Source organism: Acinetobacter sp. WZC-1 (assembly GCF_052544965.1).
The window spans coordinates 1,210,408-1,234,853 of the sequence record NZ_CP199370.1 but is presented as its reverse complement, the minus strand read 5'-3'; the positions used below and the strand labels follow the sequence as shown (position 1 = coordinate 1,234,853).

Sequence of the window (24,446 nt, the reverse complement as noted above, 5' to 3'; positions counted from 1 at the left end):
TCACTCCTTCACTTTTGAACGCAGGACGGTAAGGTATTCCTGTACTGCACGGTTATGCTCCGGCAGAGTACTGGTAAATTTATGTCCTCCCTTACCAGTTGCCACAAAATAAAGCGTGTCCGAATGATCCGGATGCATGGCGGCTTCAATCGCCTTTTTGCCGGGCAGTGCAATTGGCGTCGGCGGCAGGCCATTGATGGTATAGGTGTTATAGGCAGTCGGTGTGCGTAAATCCTGCCGACGGATATTACCCTGATACTGATCTCCCATGCCATAAATGACTGTCGGATCTGTCTGTAAGCGCATGCCTTTTTTCAGGCGGCGAACAAAAACACCCGATACCTGTTGCAGTTCGCTGTCCAGACTGGTTTCCTTTTCAATAATGGATGCCATAATCAGCGCTTCATATTTATTTTTATAGGGTAAATTCGGCGCCCGTTTCTGCCATGCAATGTCCAGGATTTTCATCTGGCGCTGGTATAAATCATGCAAAATATGCTGATCAGTAGCGCCTTTATCGAAAAAATAAGTATCCGGTGCAAACAGCCCCTCTGGATGATCATAGGGAATATTCAGTGCTTTCAGCATTTTTGCAGTGGGTAAACTCACAACACTATGCTTCACCGCAGGGTCTTTTTTCAGTGCAGCAATCAGCTGCTTTGCTGTGGTGCCTTCAATCACCAGAATACGATTCATTTGTGCATTTTCAGCATCGGATACCATTTCCAGCACCTGGCGGACATTCATCCCCCCGGACACTTCATACACACCGGCCTTTAAGGTATCGCGGATAAAAATCTTACGGTATAACTTTAAAATGATCGGAAAATGGACTTTCCCGTCTGCCGCGAGCCGATCAATAAAACCGGTATAGGTTTCACCCTGATTGATGGAAAGTTTCAGCGTCTGACCCTGAACAGGATATGTCCTGAAAATACTCATTTTTAAGATGACTGCCATAACAATCACCAATGTAATCAGCAGTACCGCAATGACCTGATAAAACCGATCGACTGGCTTTTTCTGCATTTTTTTCTTTTTCGGTCGGGTTCTGGTCTTGGTCTTAGGCATGGGCAGTCAGCTGGTTCAGTTGCAGGGTTTCTGATAGTTCAATACAGGTCTGAGCGTCCAACAGGCGTTCATCCAGCTGCCGGACTATTTTCATTGGGTTCAGCGCATTACAGAAAAACAGAGCCTGAATGTTTTTAATTTCATCAAAATCAACAAAGCGCTGTATACAGACCACATTATGCTGCTGCATCCGATTGAGAATTTCTGCCCGCATCACACCATGCACACCATTATAGCGAAGTTCCGGCGTAACCCAGCCATCATTTATACGAATAAAACAATTACTGCTTATTCCTTCAACAACAGCACCCTGCACATCTGTCACCAGTGCCTCCGACCACTGCCGTTGCTGTGCTTCTTTTTTCAGCAACACCTGTTCCAGCCGATTCAGCGTTTTTATCCCCACCAGACCCGGCATATTCAGGCCAATGGCCTGCTGCAATACACCACTCTGGATCAGTACAGGCTGAAACTCCACCACCGGACCCGGCTCATACAATACATAAATGTCTGCAGCATGCTCCGGCAAGGCATAGCCCCGTGTTCCTTCACCACGGCTCAATATGATTTTCAGCGTTCCGTTCAATACCGCAAACTGCTGTTGCAATGCATCCAGACTGCGCTGCAAATCTTCAAAATCCACCTTTAAAAATAGCCGTTCCGCAGACAGTTTCAGGCGGGCCAGATGCAGTGTCTCAAGCTGAAAAACATTCTGATGAAAACGTGCTGTACTGAAACAGCCATCTCCATAATGAAATGCCCGATCCATCACCGGTATGCAGTCAATCTGCTGGCCATTTTTAAAACATATCATGTGGTCTGTCCACCTTCCTATTGCATGAATTCTTCAAAGCATATCAGCATAATATATTTCTCTTTTGTTCATATAAAATGCTTTTTTTATTATTTTTTATGAATAAAGACTGGCGTTATTCTGCCTCCATATTACCGAAGTTCGCACCTATTTGGGGGAAATAACCATGCGTTTTTCAAAAATAAAACTGGCCGTTGTTGCAGCTTTAATCTCTGTGTCATCTGTCAGCCAGGCTGCAAAAGATTTTCTGAATGTTTCTTATGATCCGACCCGGGAACTGTATGATGACTTCAATAAGCAATTTGGCGCTTACTGGAAAAAAAGTACCGGTCAGGACATCAACTTCAAACAATCACATGGTGGTTCAGGCAAACAGGCCCGTGCCGTGATTGACGGCCTATCCGCCGATGTGGTGACGCTGGCACTGGCGGCCGATATTGATGCCATTGCAGACAAAACCACCCTGCTTCCAAAAGACTGGCAAAAGAAGTTTCCGCAGAATTCCACACCCTATACATCCACCATTGTGTTTCTGGTGCGTAAGGATAATCCAAAACAGATTAAGGACTGGGGCGATCTGATCAAACCCGGGGTGGAAATTATTACACCGAACCCGAAAACCTCAGGCGGAGCACGATGGAACTATCTGGCGGCCTGGGCATGGGCAAAACATCAATATGGCAGCGATGCCAGAGCACAGGACTTTGTCCGCCAGATTTACAAGCAGACCAAAGTGCTGGATTCCGGTGCCCGTGGCGCAACCACAACCTTTGCAGAGCGCGGGATTGGAGATGTTCTGCTGGCCTGGGAAAATGAGGCTTATTTAGCCGTTCGTGAACAGCCCGGCAAGTTTGAAATTATTACACCATCACTGTCGATTCTTGCTGAGCCTCCAGTGGCAATTGTAGACAAAAATGTACAGAAAGATGGCAATGCCAACCTGGCAAAAGCTTATCTGAACTTTTTGTATTCCCCGCTGGGGCAGGACATTGCAGCGAAAAATTACTATCGCCCACGCAATGCATCTGTGCTGAAAAAATACAGCACCGTATTCAAGCCACTGAAACTGGTCACTATTGACAAGGAATTCGGTGGATGGGGCAAAGTACAGAAACAGCATTTTGAAAACAACGGTATTTTTGACCAGATTGTCAGAGCCAATAACGCCAGATAATCGGGTGACACAGGGGAGCACAGACATGATTCATACAGTAATTGTACCCGGTGTAGGTGGCAGCGGTGCTGATCACTGGCAATCCTGGTTACAGCGACAACTGATGTCCTGCTCCCGTGTACAGCAATCGGACTGGAACCTGCCAATACTGGATGACTGGATTGCTCATTTTGTTCACACCATAACTCAGGTGAACAAACCAGTTCAGATTGTTGCACACAGTTTTGGCTGCCTGACCGCTCTTGCTGCACTGAATCAGTATCCCGAGCTGGCCGCAGGCGTGCAGAAACTGATTCTGGTCGCGCCTGCAAATCCCGCTCGTTTTGGTGAGCGGGGCTTTGCCCGTGACAGTCAATCGGACTACCAGGCCTACTTTTATTCGCTGAAAACACCGGTACCGACTGAAATGATCATCAGTGAAAATGATCCGTGGCTGAGCTTTGAAGACGCCCTGAAACTGACCATTGCCTGGAAAGTCAGATCACGTAATCTGGGACAGGTCGGACATATCAATGTTGCTTCAGGTTTTGGACCATTTCCTGAAATTTATGCGCATCTGATTCCTGAGCAGCAACGCCTGTCGCTGCATATCATGGATGACAGCGCAGCATTATGTGGATTTGCAGTTTAACCCGGATGGTCGATCTGACCTGATGTGTTTGATCCCGGTTTTAAATGTGGATGGCTCTGACTTTGTTTCTCCATCCGGATTCATTGAACTCTGATCTCAGACCTGATCCTGAACACCCTGTTTTATGGTCATATTTTTATTTGCTGACTGATTTCAGTCGGCCTACTCTCTTTGAGGAGTCAACATGTCGCAGCGTTCCCGAGTGCTGCCAGGATTTGGACTTTCACTGGGTTTCAGCCTGGTGTATCTGTCCTTGCTTGTGCTTATTCCACTGTCCGCAGTCTTTATCAAATCATCCGGTATTGGCTGGGACGGTTTTCTGGAGATTATCCGTTCTGAACGGATTCTGAAATCCTTACAGCTCAGTTTCAGCACTGCATTGGTTGCTGCCCTGATCAATGTGATTTTCGGCTTGTTGCTCGCCTGGTGCCTGGTGCGCTACCACTTTCCCGGTAAACGGATTATCGATGCACTGGTGGATTTGCCCTTTGCCCTGCCCACAGCCGTGGCAGGTATTGCGCTGACCTCACTTTATGCACCGACCGGCTGGATTGGGCAGTATCTGGCACCCCTTGGCATTCAGATCGCCTATACCCCGGTCGGCATTACCCTGGCGCTGATCTTTATCGGCATTCCCTTTGTGGTGCGTACCGTACAGCCTGTGCTCAGCGACCTGGAAACCGAGCTTGAAGAGGCGGCATCTGCGCTGGGGGCCAACCGTCTGCAGACAGTCATCCACATTATTTTACCGATTCTGTTCCCGGCCCTGTTAACCGGTTTTGCACTCGCTTTTGCCCGTGGTGTCGGTGAATATGGCTCGGTGATTTTCATTGCCGGCAATCAGCCCTTTAAAACTGAAATTGCACCGCTGATGATTATTTCCCGGCTTGAAGAATATGATTATGCCGGTGCCACCACCATTGCCGTGGTTATGCTGGTCATTTCATTTGCCATTTTATTCTTCATTAACCTGATTCAGGCCTGGGCAAGTCGTCGTACCGGGAGGACCGTACAATGAGTCTGATCACCAACAGCAATGCACTGGCTGAAAAACTGCAATCCCGCGATGCCACCCGTGAACCGGGATGGATGCGTTATCTGCTGATCAGCATTGCCCTGATTTTCTTTATCAGCTGCCTGATTCTGCCTCTTATTCTGGTCTTTGTTGAAGCTTTCAGACAGGGAATTGATGTCTATATTCAGGCCCTGACCAATTCAGACACTTTATCTGCGGTTAAATTGACCCTGTTGACCGCTGCAATTGCTGTCCCACTGAACGTTATTTTTGGTGTGGCTGCTGCATGGTGTGTTGCAAAATTTAATTTCAGGGGCAAAGCCATACTGACCACCATCATTGACATGCCCTTTTCAGTCTCTCCCGTGATTGCAGGTCTGATGCTGGTATTGATTTTTGGTTCCCAGGGATGGATCGGAGCATGGCTGATCGCCCATGACATTAAAATTCTTTATGCCACCCCTGCCATAGTACTGGCCACTATTTTTATTACCGTGCCCTTTGTCGCACGTGAGCTGATTCCCTTAATGGAGGCCCAGGGCACTGAAGAGGAAGAAGCTGCAATGGTGCTGGGGGCTTCCGGCTGGCAGACCTTCTGGAAAGTGACCCTGCCCAATATCAAATGGGGGCTGATCTATGGCGTCATTTTATGTAATGCCCGTGCCATGGGAGAGTTTGGTGCAGTCTCTGTGGTTTCAGGGCACATCCGCGGGGAAACCAACACCCTGCCACTGCATGTTGAAATTTTATATAACGAATATACCTTCAGCGCCGCATTTGCAGTGTCTTCACTGCTGGCTTTACTGGCAATTGTCACCCTCATTTTAAAAACATGGGTTGAATTACACCAGCAAAAGCAGGATCGCCGCCATGAAGAAACCACGATTTAAGGAATGAGCTCATGAGTATTCAGGTTCAAAACATTGACAAACATTTTGGTGCATTCCACGCACTGAAAAATATCTCACTGGACTTTCCCGAAGGTCAGCTGGTTGCCCTGCTGGGACCATCCGGTTGCGGTAAAACCACATTACTGCGAATCATTGCCGGACTGGAATCTGCCGATGAAGGCCAGGTGTTGCTTGAAGGTCAGGATGCCACGCATGTTCATGTCCGGGAGCGTCAGGTGGGTTTCGTATTTCAGCATTATGCCCTGTTTCGTCATATGACTATATTTGACAATATTGCCTTTGGCCTGCGGGTACGCCCACGTGCCACCCGTCCGAGTGAGGCTGAAATTAAAAAACGGGTGACCCGTTTACTGGACCTGGTCCAGCTGGGTTTCCTGGCTGGCCGCTACCCTGCTCAGCTGTCCGGTGGACAACGGCAGCGTATTGCCCTGGCACGCGCCCTGGCTGTCGAACCCCGGGTATTACTGCTGGATGAACCCTTTGGCGCACTGGATGCCAAAGTCCGCAAGGAACTGCGTCGCTGGTTAAGAACACTGCATGACGAATTGCATATCACTTCCATTTTTGTCACCCATGACCAGGAGGAAGCGCTGGAAGTTGCTGACCGGATTGTGGTGATGAACAAAGGTGAAGTACAGCAGACCGGTTCTCCCCGGGAAGTTTATGAGCAACCGGCAACCCCTTTTGTTTTTGATTTCCTGGGCCAGGCCAACCGCTTTGAAGGCGAAAACCACCAGGGAGTGATTCACATCGGTGACGACCGGATTCATGTGCCTCAGCCACAGCACGCGCCGCAGGGCAAGGTTATCGCCTTTTCACGCCCGGATGAATTACGCATTCACACTCAGCCCACTGAGCATGCAATACAGGCGACCTTTCTGCGTGAAATATGGATCGCCGGCAAAGTCATGGCCGAGTTGCAGGATCGTCAGGGTCAATTGATTGAAATTTCACTGAATCCTGAAGAGACAGCATTGCATCCATTCAAACCCGGCCAGACGGTCTGGATCCACGCCGTTTCACTACATTTATTTGCAAATCCGGTGACTTAGCTATATTAATATAGGTGAGCCTGGATAAGCTCACCTATTTTTGAGGGATTAACCACAATGAATTTCCAGCAATTACGAATTATACGGGAAACAGTCCGACAAAATTATAATCTGACAGAAGCTTCTGCTGCCCTGTATACCTCCCAGTCTGGTGTCAGTAAACACATTAAGGACCTGGAGGATGAATTAGGTGTACAACTGTTTATCCGTAAAGGCAAACGTCTGCTTGGTCTGACCGACCCCGGTCAGGCATTGCTCAGTATTGTAGAGCGCATGCTGATTGATGCAGAAAATATTAAACGACTGGCGGATGACTTTAATAAAGTCGATGAAGGAACATTAACCATTGCCACCACACATACCCAGGCACGCTATGTGCTACCGCCCATTGTCAATGCCTTTAAAAAGCTGTTCCCGAGAGTACACCTGATTTTGCAACAGGCCAGTCCTGTGGAAATTGCAGAACTGCTCTTACTGGGCGAAGCAGATATTGGCATTGCAACCGAATCCTTAACCACAGAGGAAAATCTGGGCAGTGTGCCTTTTTATGACTGGAAGCATTGTATTATTACCACGCAGGACCATCCACTGGCCAAAATGGATCCACGGGAAATCACGCTGGAGAAAATGGCGCAGTTCCCCATTATCACCTATCATGGCGGTTTCACCGGACGCTCCAGAATTGACAAGGCATTTGAAGATGCCAGTCTGCATGCAGATATTGTCATGTCAGCACTGGATGCCGATGTCATTAAAACCTATGTTGAACTGGGGATGGGCGTCGGCATTGTCAATGATGTGGCCTACGACCCAGAACGTGACCGTCGCTTAAAACAGATTGATACCGATCTGTTCGGTGTCAACACCACCTGGATTGCCGTGCGTAAGGGACATTTACTGCGTGGCTATGGCTATGAGTTTATTTCCCTGTGCGCGCCGGATGCAGATATTAAGGCATTGAAGCGAATTTCCTACCCTGAGGACTGACACAGACCTGGCCCGTGTTTCAGCTGAAACAAATCAGGCACCCTCTGAAAAATCACTTCATTCACTGCATAAAAAAACGGGCCGCAGCCCGTTTTTTTTATGCTTCATTTAAATACTGACTTTTACCAGTGAAAGCTGACACCCACTTTACCTACCGGTAACCATTCGTATTTATCATCATTACGGATTTTATTTTCTTCAGCACGTAAATCATTATCAAAATTAGCGCCGTTTACATTAACAAAGTTGCCGTTTGCATTCAGATTAACCGAAGGGTTCCCTGTGTAATATGCACCAATTTCACCAAACACCCCCCAGTTTTTTGTGATCTTAGGGGCATAACCCAAGCCTACATAAGGCGCAATATCATTTTTATAAGACATTTTGCCATCAACAGATCCATTAAAGTTATAGTTATTACCATTCACTCTAATCGTACCATCACTTGAGCGCTTGGATAAGTCATAGTCATTGTCAAGGTAAGCCACACCAGCTGCTACGTAGAATGCCTGCGCCCATCTGTTCTGACTGGCACCCCATGGACGGACTTCAGCGTTTAAATAAACGTTGTTATTGTCCATATCCACATCATATTTCGTTCCATTAATGGACAGGTCGTCACGCCATGAAATATCACCGCCATTATAGCCCAGCGCCAAACCGACATATGGATTTGCTGTCCACAGTAAGGCACCACCATAACCTGTGGTACCGACTTCAGCACGTACGCCGGTCGGAATCAGTTTGTTTGCTTCAAACACGTGACCAGGATTCACCACGGAATCATCAGCCATTGCGAAAGCTGATGCGGATAAAGCAGTGCTTACTGCAAGTATTTTGAACACTTTCATTTCTATAGCTCCTCAAAAAAAAATCAAAGTTTGTTCTTTAGTCATTCATATCTCTTGATTGACAAATATTAATTGATAACTTGTGCACATTTAATGGGCTTCTTGTGGGAATTTAACAATCATATTGATGATTTTTTGTTATCTTTTGATACAATTAATTTTTAGTCATTGTTTTTCATTCATTTTTATAAAACTTTAATTGTCTTAATCCCTGATTGCCATCTCCGCCTTCACTCTGCCCTACTGAATTTTACAGCCGGCTTGCGTATTTTTCTCTAATTCATACCACAATCTGGTGTAGAATCTGTGAAACTTTTTTGGGAAGGAAGATTATGTCTCAGCTTTCAACACTTATTGAACAGGCCTTTGAAAACCGTGCTGATTATTCTGCAGCGGAGTGCCCTGCGGAAATCCGTCAGGCCGTTGAAGAGGCCATTGCCGGTCTGGACAATGGCAGCCTGCGTGTTGCTGAAAAAATCAATGGCGAATGGGTGGTTCATCAGTGGTTGAAAAAAGCCGTGCTTCTGTCCTTTAAGCTGAATGACAATAAACCTGTTGAATCCGGTGATCTTCGTTTCTACGATAAAGTGGATACTAAATTTAAGGACTGGACGGAAGAACAGTTCCAGGCTGCCGGTGTCCGTGTTGTACCGCCTGCTGTAGCACGTAAAGGCAGTTTTCAGGCAAAAAATGTCGTGCTGATGCCGTCTTATGTCAACATTGGTGCCTATGTCGATGAAGGTACCATGGTGGACACCTGGGCAACCGTCGGTTCATGTGCACAGATCGGTAAAAATGTTCACCTGTCCGGTGGTGTCGGTATTGGCGGTGTATTGGAACCTTTGCAGGCCAATCCAACCATTATTGAAGATAACTGCTTTATCGGCGCACGTTCTGAAATTGTTGAAGGTGTCATTGTTGAAGAAGGTTCAGTCATTTCAATGGGCGTATATATTGGCCAGTCTACCCGTATTTATGACCGTGAGACCGGTGAAATTCATTATGGCCGTGTTCCGGCCGGTTCCGTTGTTGTTCCGGGTAACCTTCCATCCACCGACGGTAAATACAGTCTGTATGCTGCCATTATTGTGAAAAAAGTGGATGCACAGACCCGTGCCAAAACCAGTCTGAACGATTTATTACGCGCTGACTAATCAATTCATGCTGATCCAGTCCCTACGATCAGTCATGATCGCAGGGATTTTTGTTTTTCCATCATGTGGTTATTGTCTGTTATGAACGCTCTTCGATCTTCTGCCATTCCTGTTTCCGATCCGTCTGCGGGATTACGCATTACGGAGATTTTCTATTCCCTGCAGGGTGAAGCCAATACCGCAGGCCTGGCGACGGTTTTTATCCGCCTGACAGGCTGCCCCTTACGCTGCAATTACTGTGATACCACTTACGCCTTTGAAGGCGGTGAACGGCAGTCACTGGATCAGATTGTTCAGACAGCCCTCAGTTTTCAGACACCCTATATCTGTGTAACAGGCGGCGAGCCACTGGCTCAGCCCAATGCACTGCCCCTGATGAAAACACTGGCCGATCTCGGTTGTCAGGTTTCCCTGGAAACCAGCGGTGCGCTGGATATATCTGCGGTGGACTCCCGGGTATCCAGGGTACTGGACCTAAAAACCCCGGCTTCAGGTGAGGAACGACGCAATCTGTTCAGCAATCTGCAATATCTGACCCGGCATGATCAGATTAAATTTGTCATCTGCAACCGGGAAGATTACGACTGGTCAAAACAACAGCTGCAACAGCATCAGCTGCATGAAAAGGTCAGTACCGTCTGGTTTTCGCCTGCCTTTGCCGTTGAAAAAGGTGCTGCGCATCTGCCTCAGCTGGCCCGTGATCTGGCCCAGTGGATCCTGGAAGATCATCTGCCGGTACGTCTCCAGTTGCAGTTACATAAACTGCTGTGGAATGATGAGAGCGGACGCTGATGCAACCCATGACTGATTTAATCCGGAGAATTTAATATGCGCCCTCGTGCCATTGTCCTGTTATCAGGTGGACTGGATTCAACAACCTGTCTGGCCTGGGCACAGGCACACTATGAATGTATGGCCTTAAGTTTTATGTATGGACAGCGTTCAAGTACTGAACTGGATGCCGCCAGGGGTTTAACCCGGCGCAGCGGTGTGGAACATCGTGTCATTAACATCGATTTAGGTAATCTGGGCGGTTCTGCGCTAACAGATCATAATATTGATGTTCCTGAACAGTTGCAGGAAGGTATTCCTGTAACTTATGTTCCAGCACGTAACACAATCTTTCTCTCTTATGCGCTGGCAGCAGCAGAGGTTTTTGACGCTGAGGCCATTGTTATTGGCATCAATGCTGTTGATTATTCAGGATATCCTGACTGTCGGCCTGAATATATTGAAGCCTTTGCCCAGATGGCACGGCTGGCAACCAGGGCCGGCGTTGAAGGAAAACCCCTTAAATTTGAAACACCTTTGTTACATTTATCCAAAGGGAATATAATACGCCTGGGGCTGGAACATGGCGTAGACTATAGTCAAACAGTCTCGTGCTATCAGGCCGATGACCAGGGGCGTGCTTGTGGTAAATGTGATAGCTGTCGTCTGCGTAAGCAGGGCTTCATTGATGCCGGTGTCGCTGATCCAACACGTTATATACCGCAATAATAGGTACAATTTATGAAAAATTTTAAATCAGGTCTTATTCTTTCTGCTTTATTTTCTGCAACAGCATTGCTGGGTACAGCAGTTCAGGCCGCTGAATCCAACGGCATTCAACAGGCTTATAAAAGTACTGATGTAAAATCTGCATTAATTAATGTATGTAAAACTGAAACAGCCAAAGGTGGAAAACTGAGTACGGCTGAAGTCAGCAAATACTGTAGCTGTGCGGTTGAATCCGATGGTAAATTGACCAATGCACAGAAATGGGAAATTCAGAGTTCAATCAACCAGAAGAAAAATCCATCCAGCCTGGCTTTTGTCCAGAAACAGAATCAGGATTTACAGGCATGTTTCGGCCCTCAGTTAACCACCAAGTTAAAAGGCCTGACTGAACAGGCAATGAAGGCCGCTCAAGCGAAGAAGTAATTGATTCCGCGATAGAAAAGCCTGCGTAATGCAGGCTTTTTATTTGCACCCTGCTGATAAAAAGCTGCCTGTTTAAAAACCAGGCTATCCTGAAAAATAGCGGGCTATTTCAGGACTGGCCATTTTTTTATCGCTCAGAAATGCTATCTTTATGGTATTTGCACCAAAATACACTTTATTTTAATTTCTTTATTGTAATGACGGATGACACCATGTCTGCACAGATTACCCTTCCCAGTCAGCGTTTTGCTGCAACCACAGGCGAAATTAACTTAACCGAACTTTCCACCAGCTGGTTGATTTTATATTTTTATCCGAAAGATTCCACGCCGGGCTGCACCACTCAGGCCGTTGGTTTTTCCTGTCTGAAAGATCAGTTTGACGCATTGGACACCACCGTGATTGGCGTATCACGGGATTCAGTCAAGGCACACCAGAACTTTACCGAAAAACAGTCACTGAGCATTAACCTGATCAGCGATAAGGAAGAAATTTTATGCCGTCATTTTGACGTCATCAAAGAAAAAAATATGTATGGCAAGCAGGTAATGGGCATAGAACGTTCCACCTTTATTTTTCACAACGGCACACTGGTGAAGGAATACCGCAAGGTCAAGGCAGCCGGACATGCAGAACAGGTGCTGCAGGATTTAAAGGCTCTACAGACCGCTGAATAAATTCAGCAATACCGAACACAGCACAGCGATACAGTGATGAAACTGCATCGCTGTTTTTTTATGGTATTGCTTATTTGACCAGCGAGATTGCAATTCCCCACATCATGCAGCCAATGAGAAAATCGAGTAGTTTCCATGCCCTGGGGTTTCTGAACAATGGAAATAATAAGCGGGCGCCATAGCCCAGACCATAAAAAAACAACCATGAAGCAACAATGGCACCCAACGCAAAATACAGTCTGGCGGCGGCTTCAAACTGAGTTGATACTGAGCCGATTAAAACCAGCGTATCCAGATAGACATGTGGATTTAACCAGGTCAATGCCAGACAGATTAAAATCATTTTCCACAAATCATTTTCCTGGCCTGATGCAGGTTCCAGTCGATGCGTTGCCGTAAATGACTGATAAAAATGCTGGATACCATAAACAAATAAGAACACGGCACCCGTGTATCTGGCCACACTCAGCAGCGCCGGGTAAACCAGCATCAGTTTTGAAAAGCCCAGTACACCCATCAGAATCAGGATTGAATCCGACAAAGCACAGACCATGCAGATCCAGAAGACATATTGTTGCTTCAGCCCCTGCTTCAGTACAAAGGCATTCTGCGCACCGATCACCACAATCAGACTCAGCCCAATCATCAGACCCTGTAAAAATGCATGAAACATAATGCGAAAATAACCGTGAAAATGAATGCTGTGATTATCTATGTTTTTTTATAAAAATAAGTAAAATTAAGAAAATATTATATTTGATAAGTTTTTCTTAGTTATTGTTCAAGTATTGAGGCAGCGCCATGTTACAAAGCAAACAAAGTGAGGCCTTTCTGGCTGTTGCAGAAACCGGAAGTTTTGAGCTGGCCGCAGCAAAACTCTGCATCACCTCCTCAGCAGTGACATTACGTGTACAAAGTCTGGAAAAATCACTGGGACATATTTTAATTGTCCGGGAAAGGCCCTGCCGGGTGACGTCAGCCGGACAAGCTCTGTTGCAATGCCTGCAACATACCCGGTTGATGGAACAAAATTTAATGCAGCGTCTGATGGGGCAGTCTGATACATCCGCATGCTATAAAGTCAGCATTGCCTCCAATGCAGACTCGCTTGCCACCTGGCTGCTGCCTGCATTACAACAGACGCTGTTGCGTGAACATATTGTACTGGAGCTGAAAATTGAAGATCAGACCCAGACCTATGCCTTACTTGAAAATGGCCTGGTCAATGCCTGTATCTCCACCGAAAGCCAATCCATGCCTGGTTGTCTGGCAGAACCTTTAGGCAAAATGTACTACAGGATGGTGGCCACACCGGAGTTCCATCGAAAATGGTTTGCTCAGGGCATCAACAGGCAAAGCCTGAAAACCGCACCTTCTGTTATTTTTAATTCAAAGGACCATATTCATACGGAAATCCTCTCCAGCCAGGTCGGTTTGCCTGAAAACAGTTATCCGTGTCATTACATTCCATCATCCACCGCTTTTGTGGAAGCCATTGAACTGGGGCTGGGTTATGGTATGGTGCCTGAATTTCAGCTGGGAAATAGCCTGGAAAACGGCACATTGCTGGAAATCATGCCGGATGCCCGTACCGCCATCATGCTGTACTGGCATCACTGGAAACGTCCGTCAGCTCCCATGCAGCAACTGACCGTAGACATCATCAATCAGGCACAACAGATACTCAGTCAGTAATCCAGGCACATCGCATTCAACAGACAGGAACATGCATAAAACACTGCGCCCTGACCATGCCTGATAAACCTATTATTTGAGCTTCCACTGACCACTGACCTGAAGATTCACTTTTTCGCCAACACCACCCGTTGCTTTTTTCATACCGAAATCACTGCGATTGATCACAGTCGATCCTTCGGTACTGATCAGTTCAGGATTGGCAGGATCAGGTTTTAAAGTCGTATTGAATTTTACAGGTCGGGTCACTCCGCGCAATGTTAAATTTCCGGCCACGATATATTTGTTATTTCCCAGCGATTTAAAACCGGTGCTCTTAAAACTGACAGTTTTATATCTGGCTGCATAAAATAAGTCCTCTCCCATAATCATATTTTTCAGGGAGGATTTACTGAGACTGAGGCTATCCACATCCATAACAAAAGAGGTAGAAGAGCGTTCCGGGGCTTTAACATCAAAATCCATTGTGGACTGCACACGATTAAATTTCCCTTTCACAAGGGTCATTCCCAGCGAGTCGATATGAAAACCAACATTGCTGGACGGCGTCAGTGACCATGTTGCGGCACCAGCCTGAACCATTGCTCCCCATATACTCATGCCCAATACCAGCATCATCTGTTTTTTTGTACGGCCCTTTACATTCATCATCATGATTCAGTTCTACTCCATAAACTTTATCTGCATAGTCTAAATAATCCGGCATTCATACGAATGAACCCCGTGTTTAAGATTTGTGCAAAAATTGTCTTTAAAACGGGACATCACTGGTTTTTTTGTAATAAATCCAATTGATCAGATGTTCAGGCCCAACGTTATTCAACAGGAATATCTGAATGATCATCGCTCAGATATTTCTGTTTTAATTGCTGATAAATCTCTGTATGCATAAATTTCTGTAAAAAATCACGTGTCCCCAGCGGAAACTCGGATTCCACAATTTCACCACGATAATATGCCTCCCGCAGGGGCGTCGCCGAAATAGCATTATTCAGACTGGCCAGTTCAACCAGTTCCCAGTCTGGAAACAGCTGTAAATAGTAGGAGGATTCATCCTTGAAATGTCCAATTAAACCGACTTTATCCTCAGGTCTGACCACAGCGGCCACCAGGTTTTTTAACAGTTCAACCCATTTTTCATCGTTATGGACATCAATGACAGGAACAAACTCAATCCGCTGCTGATTAGTCTGCGAAAAATTAGACAGAATCATCTGTTCACGTTCTTCCGCCGTAAAGGGATTTTTGATATTGCGTTCATGCTGTGCGGAACCAAGTGCCAGAATAATCCGATGACTTTGCTGTAATGCAATTTTAACCGTTTGCATATGCGCCAGATGAAAAGGCTGGAAACGACCAATATAAACGAGATAATCGAAGCTGTATGTCATAGCGTTAGTTTTTTATGAACTCATCAGTTGCAACACAAATTCAAATATGCGACATAATGAAAACATAAAATTGTATTTGGTTTAAAGCAAGGATAGTACGATGACACTCAGTTGTATTCAACAGCCGCATCAACATTTAAATGCAAATCTGGAAAATGGCGTTCTGATGCTGGCCATTAACCGTCCTGAAGCCAAAAACGCGCTGTATGGCGAACTTTATTTGTGGATCGCCCGTGCCCTGGATGAAGCTGATCAGGACAATAAAGTCCGGGTGGTCATTTTACGCGGTGCCGATGCAGATTTCACGGCAGGCAACGACATGCAGGACTTTATGAAATTTATTCAGTCACCAGTGCAGGGCAAAGCCGGTGATGCTCCTCCTTTTGTTTTGCTCAAGGCCGCCGCCCGTTTTTCCAAACCCTTAATTGCTGCTGTGCGTGGTGTGGCTATTGGTATTGGTGTGACCCTTCTGTTGCACACAGACCTGGTGTACAGTGACACAACTGCCCTGTTCCAGATTCCTTTTGTCAGCCTTGGTCTTTCACCTGAAGGCGCTGCAAGTCAGTTACTGGTTCAGCAAGCCGGCTACCACAAAGCCGCTGAACTGCTATTTACGGCACAGAAATTCAACAGTGACAAAGCCCTGAATGCCGGCATCGTCAACAGCATAGAAGATGACGTCTACACACACGCACTGCAACAGGCACAAACCCTGGCAGCACTGCCACTGGCGTCCATCAGACAGACCAAGGCACTGATGAAACGCAACTTGCAGGACATTATTGACTGTGTGGACAGTGAAGCAGAAATCTTTATGAAGCGTGTCTCATCGCCTGAAATGGCAGAGGCTGTTGCCGCTTTCATGCAAAAGCGCAAGCCGGATTTTTCTCAGTTTAACTGATACAGTTGCTATACATCAAAAGCCGCTCAGTCAGATGGATAATTGAGTGGCTTAATCTTTTCCCCGTCTTTTACCCATTGATTCATGCATGAGTGTGCCGATATGACCCGTCAGACAGAAACCGAAAAGAAACGTTACTACGAACCTGCACCGCAGGATATTGATACTGAAAACTTCCGCAAGGTAATTCAGAGCCGCCGTTCTGTACGTAAATTTACCGACAGGGCCATCCCGGAACATGTGCTGAATGAATGCCTGGATCTGGCCTTACTTGCGCCGAACTCTTCCAACCTGCAACCCTGGACATTTTATGTAGTCAAAACACCGGAAAAGAAAAAACAGCTGGTCAAAGCCTGCTTAGGTCAACTGGCTGCAAAAACAGCCGCCGAGCTGATTGTCTGTGTGGCACGCACAGACCGTATAGATGAAATGGCCAGCAGGAACATCAGTGAATTCCCCTTTCCCGAAGCCCCTGCCACAGTCAAAAAATACTACCGTTTTATTCCCTATAACTACAAAACCGGTTATCTGAATACCTTAGGTAACTTTAAGAAAGTTGCTTTCAAAATTGCACGAACGATGGATAAGCAACTGCCAGTCACTGCATTCAATCCGGCCGATGCAAAACTCTGGGCCAGTAAAACCACGGCGCTGGCCTGTGAAAACTTTGTACTGTCACTACGCGCTTATGGTTTTGACAGCTGTATGATGGAAGGTTTTGATGAACCGCTGGTACGTAAACTGCTTAAGCTGAATGATCAGCAATATCCTGTCATGGTGATTGGTGCCGGTGAACGTGCCGAGGATGGTGTATTTTTCCCACAATACCGCTTTGACCGCAGTTTATTTATTCAGAAGGTTTAATATTGACTTTCTCAATGGAATCCTTTTATTAAAGTTTTAATTTCAGGATTAACCTTCGGTTCGACCTACTTTTCTTTCGGGAAAAGTAAGCAAAACCATTGTCATTCGCAAAACTCGTTCTATTCCGCCTTTTATCAATTTAGTCGCAGAAACTTTATCTGATAAATTAAGTCCTGCTTCAAACAGTTGCGAATGACGTTAACGTGTATCAAATATATTTTTAGATTCACCATTAAAGAACATCGACCATTTGAATAAACTCAAAAGCTGGCTCTTCATAGGGATGGCTTGCCTTTAAAGCGCTCGCAACCTGAGGAGCTTTATCTTCAGAAACAATGGTTTCCACACGCCACTCGGGTATTTGCTCCAGTATGTCCTGCAGACCGATGAATGGCTTCGCTCCCTTGATAGGCTTGAACTGTCCCATGCCCAATACCTGCCAGGCACAGTGTTCATAGTTGCCAACCGCACCGGCACCGGCTGCAAAAATCGCCATTTTAGTGGATTCCAGATGGGATTCAGGAACATAGTAGATCAGTTTCAGCATGGATACAGATACTCTCCATTCAGGCGCTTCAGGCCTTCATCACCCCCGATCGGGGCAGTCAATAACCCGCGTTCATGACCCGGATACCACCTCAGGCCACCAACCCCTGGACATGGTTTAACTCAGCCTGATCCTGCAATATATTTTTATGCACGTTATCGTTAAAAGTTGCCTGCCTGCAGGTTCAGCATAACCGGGCAATCATGACCCCGGCAATTGCATATTATTTGACCTTAATGGTCCATTCCACCTTTTTCTTCAAATGCAGGGTCGCAGAAATATAATCCGGATGATGACGTACATAGTCCAGGTACTGCTGCATATTGATCCCGAATAAGTCGACATCATCAACAATCAGACAACTTCCTGCATGTAAATTATGTTCAATGATTTTAAATACATCAAAGACCAGATCAGGAAATCCATCCAGCAAAACCAGATCAAAGCTTTCCGGTCTATTCTGCAGTGTCTGTAAGGCATCGCCCGTCAATATATGCACATATTCAGCCAGTCCTGTATCCTCTAAATGCTGACTGGCAATTGCCACTTTTTCAGGCAATATTTCCGTACTGATGACACGTCCACCGCCATTCTCCTTGACTGCACTGGCCATAATCATGGTGGAAAAGCCATGTGATGTACCAAATTCCAGCACCGATTTCGCTTGTAAGGCACGGATCTGCATATAAAGCCAGACCCCCTGCTCCGGTTCAATTGGGATGATTTTATTCTTAAAAAACTGAATATCGCTGGCTTTCCAGCGGATATTTCCGGTTTTCATCAGTTCAGCCAGGCGGGGCAAAAAATATAAGTTAATCCCGGCATATTCCTTATAGGCTGCCTGATAAAGCTCGGTCAGCTTCTTTTCCAGCACGGCATCATTTAAAATGGATAAATCAAATTTTCTCATTGACCATCCCCCCTGGTGATTCAGCACTACATAGTTATTTATAGTTATTAGCGATATGAGCCGGACTAAACCATCCTTCCTTACGGTTTAAATATGATTTTAATACCAGAAAACACAATCAGAAAATTACACAGTACAGCTGCCGGCCAGAACCGGGACAGGGTACATAATGCCTGGATTGTAAACCTGGCAGCCTGCACTCAGGCCTCCCGGACCAGCACGAGTCAGAAAACACCTGAGCAAGTCCCGGTATTAACCCATAAATTTACGGGCATTCCGGAACATACGTAACCATGCACCATCTTCAGTCCATTCTTCAGGCTTCCATGAATGCTGAATGGCACGGAAGTTACGTTCAGGGTGTGGCATCATAATGGTGGCACGGCCATCCTTTGACGTAACACCCGAAATGGCTTCCGGTGAACCATTCGGGTTCATCGGGTATTGCTGAGTCGGATTACCCAGGCTGTCTACATAACGCAGAATCACCTGATTCCCGGCACTCAGGGCAGCAAAGCTGTCTGCATCTGCTACAACACGACCCTCACCATGCGCAACAGCAATGGGTAGAATTGAACCTTCCATTCCCTCCAGCAACACCGAATCTGATTTTTCAACGCGTACATTGACCGCACGCGCTTCAAATACTTCTGAAGTATTACGATGGAACCGTGGCCAGTTGTCCGCCCCCGGAATCAACGGCGCCAGTTGTGACAGCATCTGACAGCCATTACAGACACCAAGACTGAAGGTTTCATCACGATGAAAGAATTTTTCGAACTGATCACGCAGTTTAGGGTTAAATAGCACAGATTTGGCCCAGCCACCGCCTGCACCCAGCACATCGCCATACGAGAAGCCACCACAAGCCACCAGTCCCTCGAAATCATCCAGATCTATACGGCCGGCAAACAGATCACTCATGTGGACATCAACTGTATTAAAACCGACTTTGTCAAACGCAGCTGCCATCTCGACATGACCGTTTACACCCTGCTCACGCAGGATCACCATATTGGGGCGACGTGAATTAATAAATGGTGCTTCAACAGGTTCGTTCAAGTCAAATGTCGGTTTTGCAATCAGGCCCTGATGTACACTATCGCTGATCAGAGAGAATTCCTGATCTGCCGTTTCCACATTGTCCCGTAAACGCTGGATCTGGTGTGACACCTCAGTCCATGCCCGTTGTAATTCAGCACGTTCCAGTACCAGACCATTAACAGATAACTCATCTGTATCATTGACCTGGCCCACAACGGCAATGGCATCCTTTAGGCTGGATGCAGCAATTTCAGCCTGCAGTGCTTCCCAGTCCGCCACAGAAATCTGCAGTACTGCACCAATTTCTTCAGCAAATAAGCTTGTAGTGGATTGATCCTGCAGCGTAACCCCCAGACGTGATGCAAACATCATTTCTGCAACAGTGGCCAGTAAACCACCATCACCAATGTCATGATAGGCCTGGATCAGACCACGGTTGTTCCAATCCTGAACCAGGGCAAAGAAGGCCTTGAAATCATCAAAGCTATCCACATCCGGCGTGATGCTACCAATGGCTTTATACACCTGTGCCAGGATGGAAGCCCCCAGACGGAACTGCCCCCTGGATAAATCAATACGGACCAGCAGCGAACCCTGAACTTTTTTCAGTTCAGGCGTCAATGTTTTACGGACATCAAGTACCGGTGCAAAAGCAGTAATCACACCCGACATCGGCGAAGTCACCGCTTTATCTTCACCCTGATCATTCCAGGTCGTGCGCATGGACAATGAATCCTTACCCACCGGAATGGCAATGCCAAGTGCCGGGCACATGTCCATGCCAATGGCCTGAACACCTTCAAACAGTGCCTGATCTTCACCTTTCTGACCTGCTGCAGCCATCCAGTTGGCAGACAGTTTAATGTCGCTGATCTGTTCAATACTGGCACACATGATATTTGAAATGGCCTCTGCCACCGCCAGTCGTGCAGAAGCAGCAGGATTCAGCAATGCAACCGGCGGCCGCTCCCCCATTGCCATCGCTTCACCGGTATATCCCTGTAAGCTGGTCGTGGTGACTGCAGCATCCGCAACCGGAATCTGCCACGGACCCACCATCTGATCACGGGCAACCATACCGGTAATGGATCTGTCACCAATGGTGATCAGGAATGATTTGGACGCCACTGTCGGGTTTTTCAGCACCCGGAAAATAGCATCCTTTAAATCAAGCTGAGATGCATCAAAGTCATTGCCTTTGCGCTCAATCGTTTCATATGAACGACTCATGCGTGGCGTCCCCCCCAGCATCACCTGCATAGGCATATCCACGGCTTTATTTGCAAAAAGTGGATCATCGACCGTTAACTGACGGGCTTCGGTCGCCTCACCCAATACAGCAAACGGACAGCGTTCACGTGCACAGATGGATTCAAACAGAGGCAGTGATTCAGGATGAATCGCCAATACATAACGTTCCTGCGCTTCATTTGACCAGATTTCCATTGGAGACATGCCCGGCTCAAGCGATGGAATCTTACGCAGATCCAGCACCGCACCCAGTTCATGGTCATTGACCAGTTCAGGCATGGCATTGGAAATACCGCCCGCGCCGACATCATGTACCGAAACAATCGGGTTAAAGTCTTCCATGCGCCAGCAACTGTCAATCACTTCCTGACAACGGCGTTCCATTTCCGGGTTTTCACGCTGTACCGAAGCAAAGTCGAGTTTTTCTCCCAATTTACCGCTGTCCACAGAAGAGGCTGCACCACCACCCAACCCAATCAGCATGGCCGGCCCACCCAGTACGATCAGTAAATCGCCGGGTTGAATGGCGTCCTTTTCCACATGATCAGGACGGATGTTGCCATAACCACCGGCAATCATAATCGGTTTATGAAAGCCTTTTACCTCACCATTGACCTTCTGTTCAAAGGTCCGGAAGTAACCATTCAGTGCAGGACGGCCAAACTCGTTATTAAACGCAGCGCCGCCCAGAGGACCCTCAATCATGATCTGCAACGGTGATGCCATGCGTGACGGCTTGCCATAGTTGTCTTCCCACGGCTGTTCAAAACCCGGAATATTCAGGTTGGATACGGTAAAACCGGTCAGCCCCGCTTTTGGTTTACCGCCACGTCCGGTTGCGCCTTCATCACGGATTTCACCACCTGAACCGGTTGCAGCACCTGCAAATGGTGCAATTGCAGTCGGGTGATTATGCGTTTCCACCTTCATCAGAATATGAGCGGCCTGACTTTTATATTTATAGATATAGTGCCCTGTTTCAGCATCCAGTTTCGGATAAAAACGCTGGGTGTCAAAACCGACAATCACCGATGCATTGTCCTTATAGGCGGATAATACGTCGGTTGGAGATTCCTTATAGGTATTTTTAATCATCTGGAACAGGGACAATGGCTGCACTTCACCATCAATGGTCCATTTGGAACCGAAAATTTTATGACGGCAATGCTCAGAGTTGGCCTGAGCAAACATCATCAGTTCAATATCATGCGGATTACGGCCCAGTTTAATAAAAGCTTCCGTCAGATAATCAATTTCCTGATCCGACAATGCAAAACCAAACTCAGCATTGGCCCTGACCAGGGCTGTTTTGCCCTGTCCCAGAATGTCAATGGAATTTAATGGCTTCGGTTCAGTCTCCAGAAACAATGCAGCAGCGTCATCCACCTGATCGAAAACACTTTCTGTCATACGGTCATGCAGGATCTGTTTTATTTCATCCGAAACCTCAGTAATACCCTTTAAAGTAAACAAAACACCGCGTTCAAGGCGGTGTACCGGGGTATTACAGCTGGCAAAAATATCAGTTGCCTTGGAAGACCACGGTGAAATTGTGCCAATACGTGGCGTCACTAAAACCTGGACTTCATCATTGGCCGCCTGGCGTAATTCAAAAGACTCACCGTCATTTAAAAGCTGTAAAGCAGATTGCTGTTGTTGCCCGTCCAGCGTCTGATCAAACAGATAAACCCACTGGCTATCACAGGACTGGACAGCACTGACTGACGTCAGACGTGATAATAATTGGGTTTTCTTAAAGGTAGAGTGTGCTGCTGCACCGGCCACGATAAACATGCTGAACTTGGCTCCACGGGCAGGTCTTGTGAACCTTGCCACAATGTGACTTGAAGAGAGCGCATATTCTACTTCGAAAGCATATTTTCAGCTAGTCATATCCATTTTAAAAATCGGCGTTTTTCAGATTCAATCCTTTCAATTTATTTCAATCTGCTTTATTTCAGGATATTTATTCCCCTGATTCCCGTTCCTTAATTTCAGGGACAGTGCAAATATCGCAGTAACGGGCTAGTCTTTTGGCATAGTGCATCCGCCACAATAAAAAGACAAGTTGTGTCGCACAAGCCTGGTACTTTGCCTGCTTTTCTGGCATGATGCAGACAGGTAATCAACGAATAAAGATCAATGACTGAAATGCGCTGGCTGGAACTGCTTTCCACCGTCCGGATTGGCAGTAAAAAGCAAAGTTCGGAACAGGCCCGCAGCCCGTTCCATAAAGATTATGATCGTATTATTTTTTCTCAGAGCTTCCGGCAGCTGAACCGTAAAACCCAGGTACACCCCCTGACTCAGCATGACGGCATTCATACCCGCCTGACCCACTCACTGGAAGTGTCCTGCATTGGACGTTCACTGGGAATGCTGGCCGCTGAAAAAATTAAAAATGAACTGCCGATGTGGATCTCACCGGCCGATGTCGGTGCCATCATCCAGGCGGCCTGTCTGGCCCATGATATTGGCAATCCGCCCTTTGGCCATGCCGGAGAATATGCCATCCGGGAATGGTTTGACGATGCCTCACATACCGATTTCCTGAAAGATCTCAGTCCGGAACAACAGGCCGATGTCCGCCAGTTTGAAGGCAATGCCCAGGGGCTGCGCCTGCTGACTAAAATTGATTACCATCCGAATGACGGTGGCATGCGTCTGACTTACGCCACCTTAGGCGCTTATCTGAAATATCCGTGGCTCTCCAGAACCATTGAATCCCAGGGAGATAAGCCGGCCAGCCAACGTGCCAAATTTGGCTGTTATCAGGCGGAAAAAGAGATTCTCAGACAGATTGCCGATCAATTGGGTCTGATTCAGCTGGACGAGTATCGTTATTGCCGTCATCCACTGACCTATCTGCTGGAAGCCGCAGATGATATCTGTTATGCACTGATTGATCTGGAAGACGGCATTATTTTAAATATGCTGCAGTATGAGGAAGTGGAACCGATTTTCCTTGACCTGATTGGGGACTATGGACAACCGGAAGAACTGAATATGCCCTATACCACCTGGCAACAGAAAATTGCTGCCCTGCGTGGACGGGTCATGAAACGACTGGTGGATGAAGTCACCACTGCATTTGCCAGACACCATAGCGAAATTCTGTCCGGTCAGCTCAGGGGCAGTTTATTGCAATATTGCAGCAGAGACATTGGCACCGGGATTAATAAAGCCAAAAACCTGGCACGGGACAAAATATTTGAGCATCCTCAGAAATCAGGTCTGGAAATTATTGCGCACCAGAGCTTACAGCATATACTGGATGCCTTTATTCCGCTGACAACACCCAATAAAATGCTGAATTTCAAGGATGGCCGCCTAAGCTCCATTCTCAGTCGTTTTGGTGCACGTTTCAGTGATGATCATTACGACAATATCATGCAGGTGCTGGATATTGTCAGTAAGTTTTCAGATCATCAGGCCTACAATCTGGCACAGGAATTACAGGGAAATAAGGTGGGGTTCTTTTAATATGACAGCAATCCATTGATAATAACCCCTGATAATACACTGGCCACAGAACAGCTGACCGCAAAATCATGGACTGCTGTCAATCAACCCATTTTCGGGC

Annotated in this window: 24 protein-coding genes; 15 read left to right on the top strand and 9 right to left on the bottom strand. The window is 46.8% G+C overall.

Features of this window, described 5'->3' with window-relative positions:
* Together mltG and pabC are read right to left on the bottom strand one after the other, a co-directional pair.
* Nucleotides 1-1,071, bottom strand: coding sequence for an endolytic transglycosylase MltG (gene mltG / locus ACT6PV_RS05600; protein ID WP_445115464.1), 1,071 nt, complete (start codon nucleotides 1,069-1,071; stop codon nucleotides 1-3).
* Entirely contained in the window at nucleotides 1,064-1,885 is an 822-nt protein-coding gene (gene pabC / locus ACT6PV_RS05595) for an aminodeoxychorismate lyase (RefSeq protein ID WP_445115463.1), read from the bottom strand. The genes mltG and pabC overlap by 8 nt, the downstream gene beginning before the upstream one ends.
* Nucleotides 1,886-2,051: 166 nt before the next feature.
* On the opposite strand from pabC, the gene ACT6PV_RS05590 reads away from it, so the two are divergent.
* From ACT6PV_RS05590 to ACT6PV_RS05565, 6 genes are all read left to right on the top strand, one after another.
* Nucleotides 2,052-3,059: a sulfate ABC transporter substrate-binding protein gene (locus ACT6PV_RS05590; RefSeq protein WP_445115462.1), complete on the top strand. Its 1,008-nt coding sequence runs from the start codon at nucleotides 2,052-2,054 to the stop codon at nucleotides 3,057-3,059.
* Between the two features lie 25 nt (nucleotides 3,060-3,084).
* Entirely contained in the window at nucleotides 3,085-3,690 is a 606-nt protein-coding gene (locus ACT6PV_RS05585) for an alpha/beta hydrolase (protein WP_445115461.1), read from the top strand.
* A gap of 184 nt (nucleotides 3,691-3,874) precedes the next feature.
* A complete protein-coding gene (gene cysT, locus ACT6PV_RS05580) occupies nucleotides 3,875-4,708 on the top strand; it encodes a sulfate ABC transporter permease subunit CysT (RefSeq protein ID WP_445115460.1) in 834 nt (277 codons plus the stop codon).
* Entirely contained in the window at nucleotides 4,705-5,595 is an 891-nt protein-coding gene (cysW, locus tag ACT6PV_RS05575) for a sulfate ABC transporter permease subunit CysW (protein ID WP_445115459.1), read from the top strand. The genes cysT and cysW overlap by 4 nt, the downstream gene beginning before the upstream one ends.
* Before the next feature lie 11 nt (nucleotides 5,596-5,606).
* Complete coding sequence (locus ACT6PV_RS05570) at nucleotides 5,607-6,668, top strand: sulfate/molybdate ABC transporter ATP-binding protein (RefSeq protein ID WP_445115458.1); 1,062 nt, start codon at nucleotides 5,607-5,609, stop codon at nucleotides 6,666-6,668.
* Between the two features lie 57 nt (nucleotides 6,669-6,725).
* Nucleotides 6,726-7,655 carry a CysB family HTH-type transcriptional regulator gene (locus ACT6PV_RS05565; protein WP_445115457.1) on the top strand — a complete coding sequence of 310 codons (930 nt, stop codon included), beginning with the start codon at nucleotides 6,726-6,728 and terminating at the stop codon, nucleotides 7,653-7,655.
* Between the two features lie 122 nt (nucleotides 7,656-7,777).
* Here ACT6PV_RS05565 and carO read toward each other — a convergent pair whose 3' ends face one another.
* Nucleotides 7,778-8,506 (bottom strand): ornithine uptake porin CarO, encoded by a 729-nt coding sequence (carO, locus tag ACT6PV_RS05560; RefSeq protein WP_445115456.1) that lies wholly within the window; start codon nucleotides 8,504-8,506, stop codon nucleotides 7,778-7,780.
* A 332-nt stretch (nucleotides 8,507-8,838) separates the two neighbouring features.
* Between carO and dapD the strand changes: the two genes are divergently transcribed.
* The 5 genes from dapD to ACT6PV_RS05535 all read left to right on the top strand — a co-directional run bounded on the left by dapD (nucleotide 8,839) and on the right by ACT6PV_RS05535 (nucleotide 12,260).
* Entirely contained in the window at nucleotides 8,839-9,660 is an 822-nt protein-coding gene (gene dapD, locus ACT6PV_RS05555) for a 2,3,4,5-tetrahydropyridine-2,6-dicarboxylate N-succinyltransferase (protein ID WP_445115455.1), read from the top strand.
* A gap of 81 nt (nucleotides 9,661-9,741) precedes the next feature.
* Entirely contained in the window at nucleotides 9,742-10,452 is a 711-nt protein-coding gene (gene queE, locus ACT6PV_RS05550; protein ID WP_445115454.1) for a 7-carboxy-7-deazaguanine synthase QueE, read from the top strand.
* A gap of 36 nt (nucleotides 10,453-10,488) precedes the next feature.
* Nucleotides 10,489-11,160: a 7-cyano-7-deazaguanine synthase QueC gene (gene queC, locus ACT6PV_RS05545; RefSeq protein WP_445115453.1), complete on the top strand. Its 672-nt coding sequence runs from the start codon at nucleotides 10,489-10,491 to the stop codon at nucleotides 11,158-11,160.
* 12 nt (nucleotides 11,161-11,172) lie between these two features.
* Nucleotides 11,173-11,583, top strand: coding sequence for a hypothetical protein (locus ACT6PV_RS05540; protein ID WP_445115452.1), 411 nt, complete (start codon nucleotides 11,173-11,175; stop codon nucleotides 11,581-11,583).
* Nucleotides 11,584-11,795: 212 nt separating this feature from the next.
* Complete coding sequence (locus ACT6PV_RS05535) at nucleotides 11,796-12,260, top strand: peroxiredoxin (protein ID WP_445115451.1); 465 nt, start codon at nucleotides 11,796-11,798, stop codon at nucleotides 12,258-12,260.
* Nucleotides 12,261-12,330: 70 nt separating this feature from the next.
* On the opposite strand, the gene ACT6PV_RS05530 is transcribed toward ACT6PV_RS05535, so the two are convergent.
* Nucleotides 12,331-12,933, bottom strand: a complete 603-nt coding sequence (locus ACT6PV_RS05530; RefSeq protein ID WP_445115450.1) for a LysE/ArgO family amino acid transporter — start codon at nucleotides 12,931-12,933, stop codon at nucleotides 12,331-12,333.
* Nucleotides 12,934-13,061: 128 nt separating this feature from the next.
* On the opposite strand from ACT6PV_RS05530, the gene ACT6PV_RS05525 reads away from it, so the two are divergent.
* On the top strand, nucleotides 13,062-13,955 hold the full coding sequence (locus ACT6PV_RS05525) for a LysR family transcriptional regulator ArgP (RefSeq protein ID WP_445115449.1): 894 nt from the start codon (nucleotides 13,062-13,064) through the stop codon (nucleotides 13,953-13,955).
* Nucleotides 13,956-14,027: 72 nt separating this feature from the next.
* Here the strand turns inward: ACT6PV_RS05525 and ACT6PV_RS05520 are convergent, their stop codons facing one another.
* Nucleotides 14,028-14,573, bottom strand: a complete 546-nt coding sequence (locus ACT6PV_RS05520) for a YceI family protein (RefSeq protein ID WP_445117040.1) — start codon at nucleotides 14,571-14,573, stop codon at nucleotides 14,028-14,030.
* Between the two features lie 197 nt (nucleotides 14,574-14,770).
* The gene (locus tag ACT6PV_RS05515; protein WP_445115448.1) at nucleotides 14,771-15,346 is read right to left on the bottom strand and encodes a nicotinate-nicotinamide nucleotide adenylyltransferase; all 576 of its coding nucleotides are present in this window, start codon (nucleotides 15,344-15,346) and stop codon (nucleotides 14,771-14,773) included.
* A 100-nt stretch (nucleotides 15,347-15,446) separates the two neighbouring features.
* Between ACT6PV_RS05515 and ACT6PV_RS05510 the strand changes: the two genes are divergently transcribed.
* Together ACT6PV_RS05510 and ACT6PV_RS05505 are read left to right on the top strand one after the other, a co-directional pair.
* A complete protein-coding gene (locus ACT6PV_RS05510; protein WP_445115447.1) occupies nucleotides 15,447-16,247 on the top strand; it encodes an enoyl-CoA hydratase in 801 nt (266 codons plus the stop codon).
* A 102-nt stretch (nucleotides 16,248-16,349) separates the two neighbouring features.
* On the top strand, nucleotides 16,350-17,111 hold the full coding sequence (locus tag ACT6PV_RS05505) for a nitroreductase family protein (protein ID WP_445115446.1): 762 nt from the start codon (nucleotides 16,350-16,352) through the stop codon (nucleotides 17,109-17,111).
* A 232-nt stretch (nucleotides 17,112-17,343) separates the two neighbouring features.
* Here the strand turns inward: ACT6PV_RS05505 and ACT6PV_RS05500 are convergent, their stop codons facing one another.
* From ACT6PV_RS05500 to purL, 3 genes are all read right to left on the bottom strand, one after another.
* Nucleotides 17,344-17,658 carry an NGG1p interacting factor NIF3 gene (locus ACT6PV_RS05500; RefSeq protein WP_445115445.1) on the bottom strand — a complete coding sequence of 105 codons (315 nt, stop codon included), beginning with the start codon at nucleotides 17,656-17,658 and terminating at the stop codon, nucleotides 17,344-17,346.
* A gap of 223 nt (nucleotides 17,659-17,881) precedes the next feature.
* Nucleotides 17,882-18,568 (bottom strand): O-methyltransferase, encoded by a 687-nt coding sequence (locus ACT6PV_RS05495; protein ID WP_445115444.1) that lies wholly within the window; start codon nucleotides 18,566-18,568, stop codon nucleotides 17,882-17,884.
* A 252-nt stretch (nucleotides 18,569-18,820) separates the two neighbouring features.
* Nucleotides 18,821-22,657 carry a phosphoribosylformylglycinamidine synthase gene (gene purL, locus ACT6PV_RS05490; protein ID WP_445115443.1) on the bottom strand — a complete coding sequence of 1,279 codons (3,837 nt, stop codon included), beginning with the start codon at nucleotides 22,655-22,657 and terminating at the stop codon, nucleotides 18,821-18,823.
* Nucleotides 22,658-23,005: 348 nt separating this feature from the next.
* Between purL and ACT6PV_RS05485 the strand changes: the two genes are divergently transcribed.
* Nucleotides 23,006-24,346, top strand: a complete 1,341-nt coding sequence (locus tag ACT6PV_RS05485; protein ID WP_445115442.1) for a deoxyguanosinetriphosphate triphosphohydrolase — start codon at nucleotides 23,006-23,008, stop codon at nucleotides 24,344-24,346.
* Nucleotides 24,347-24,446: the final 100 nt, after the last annotated feature.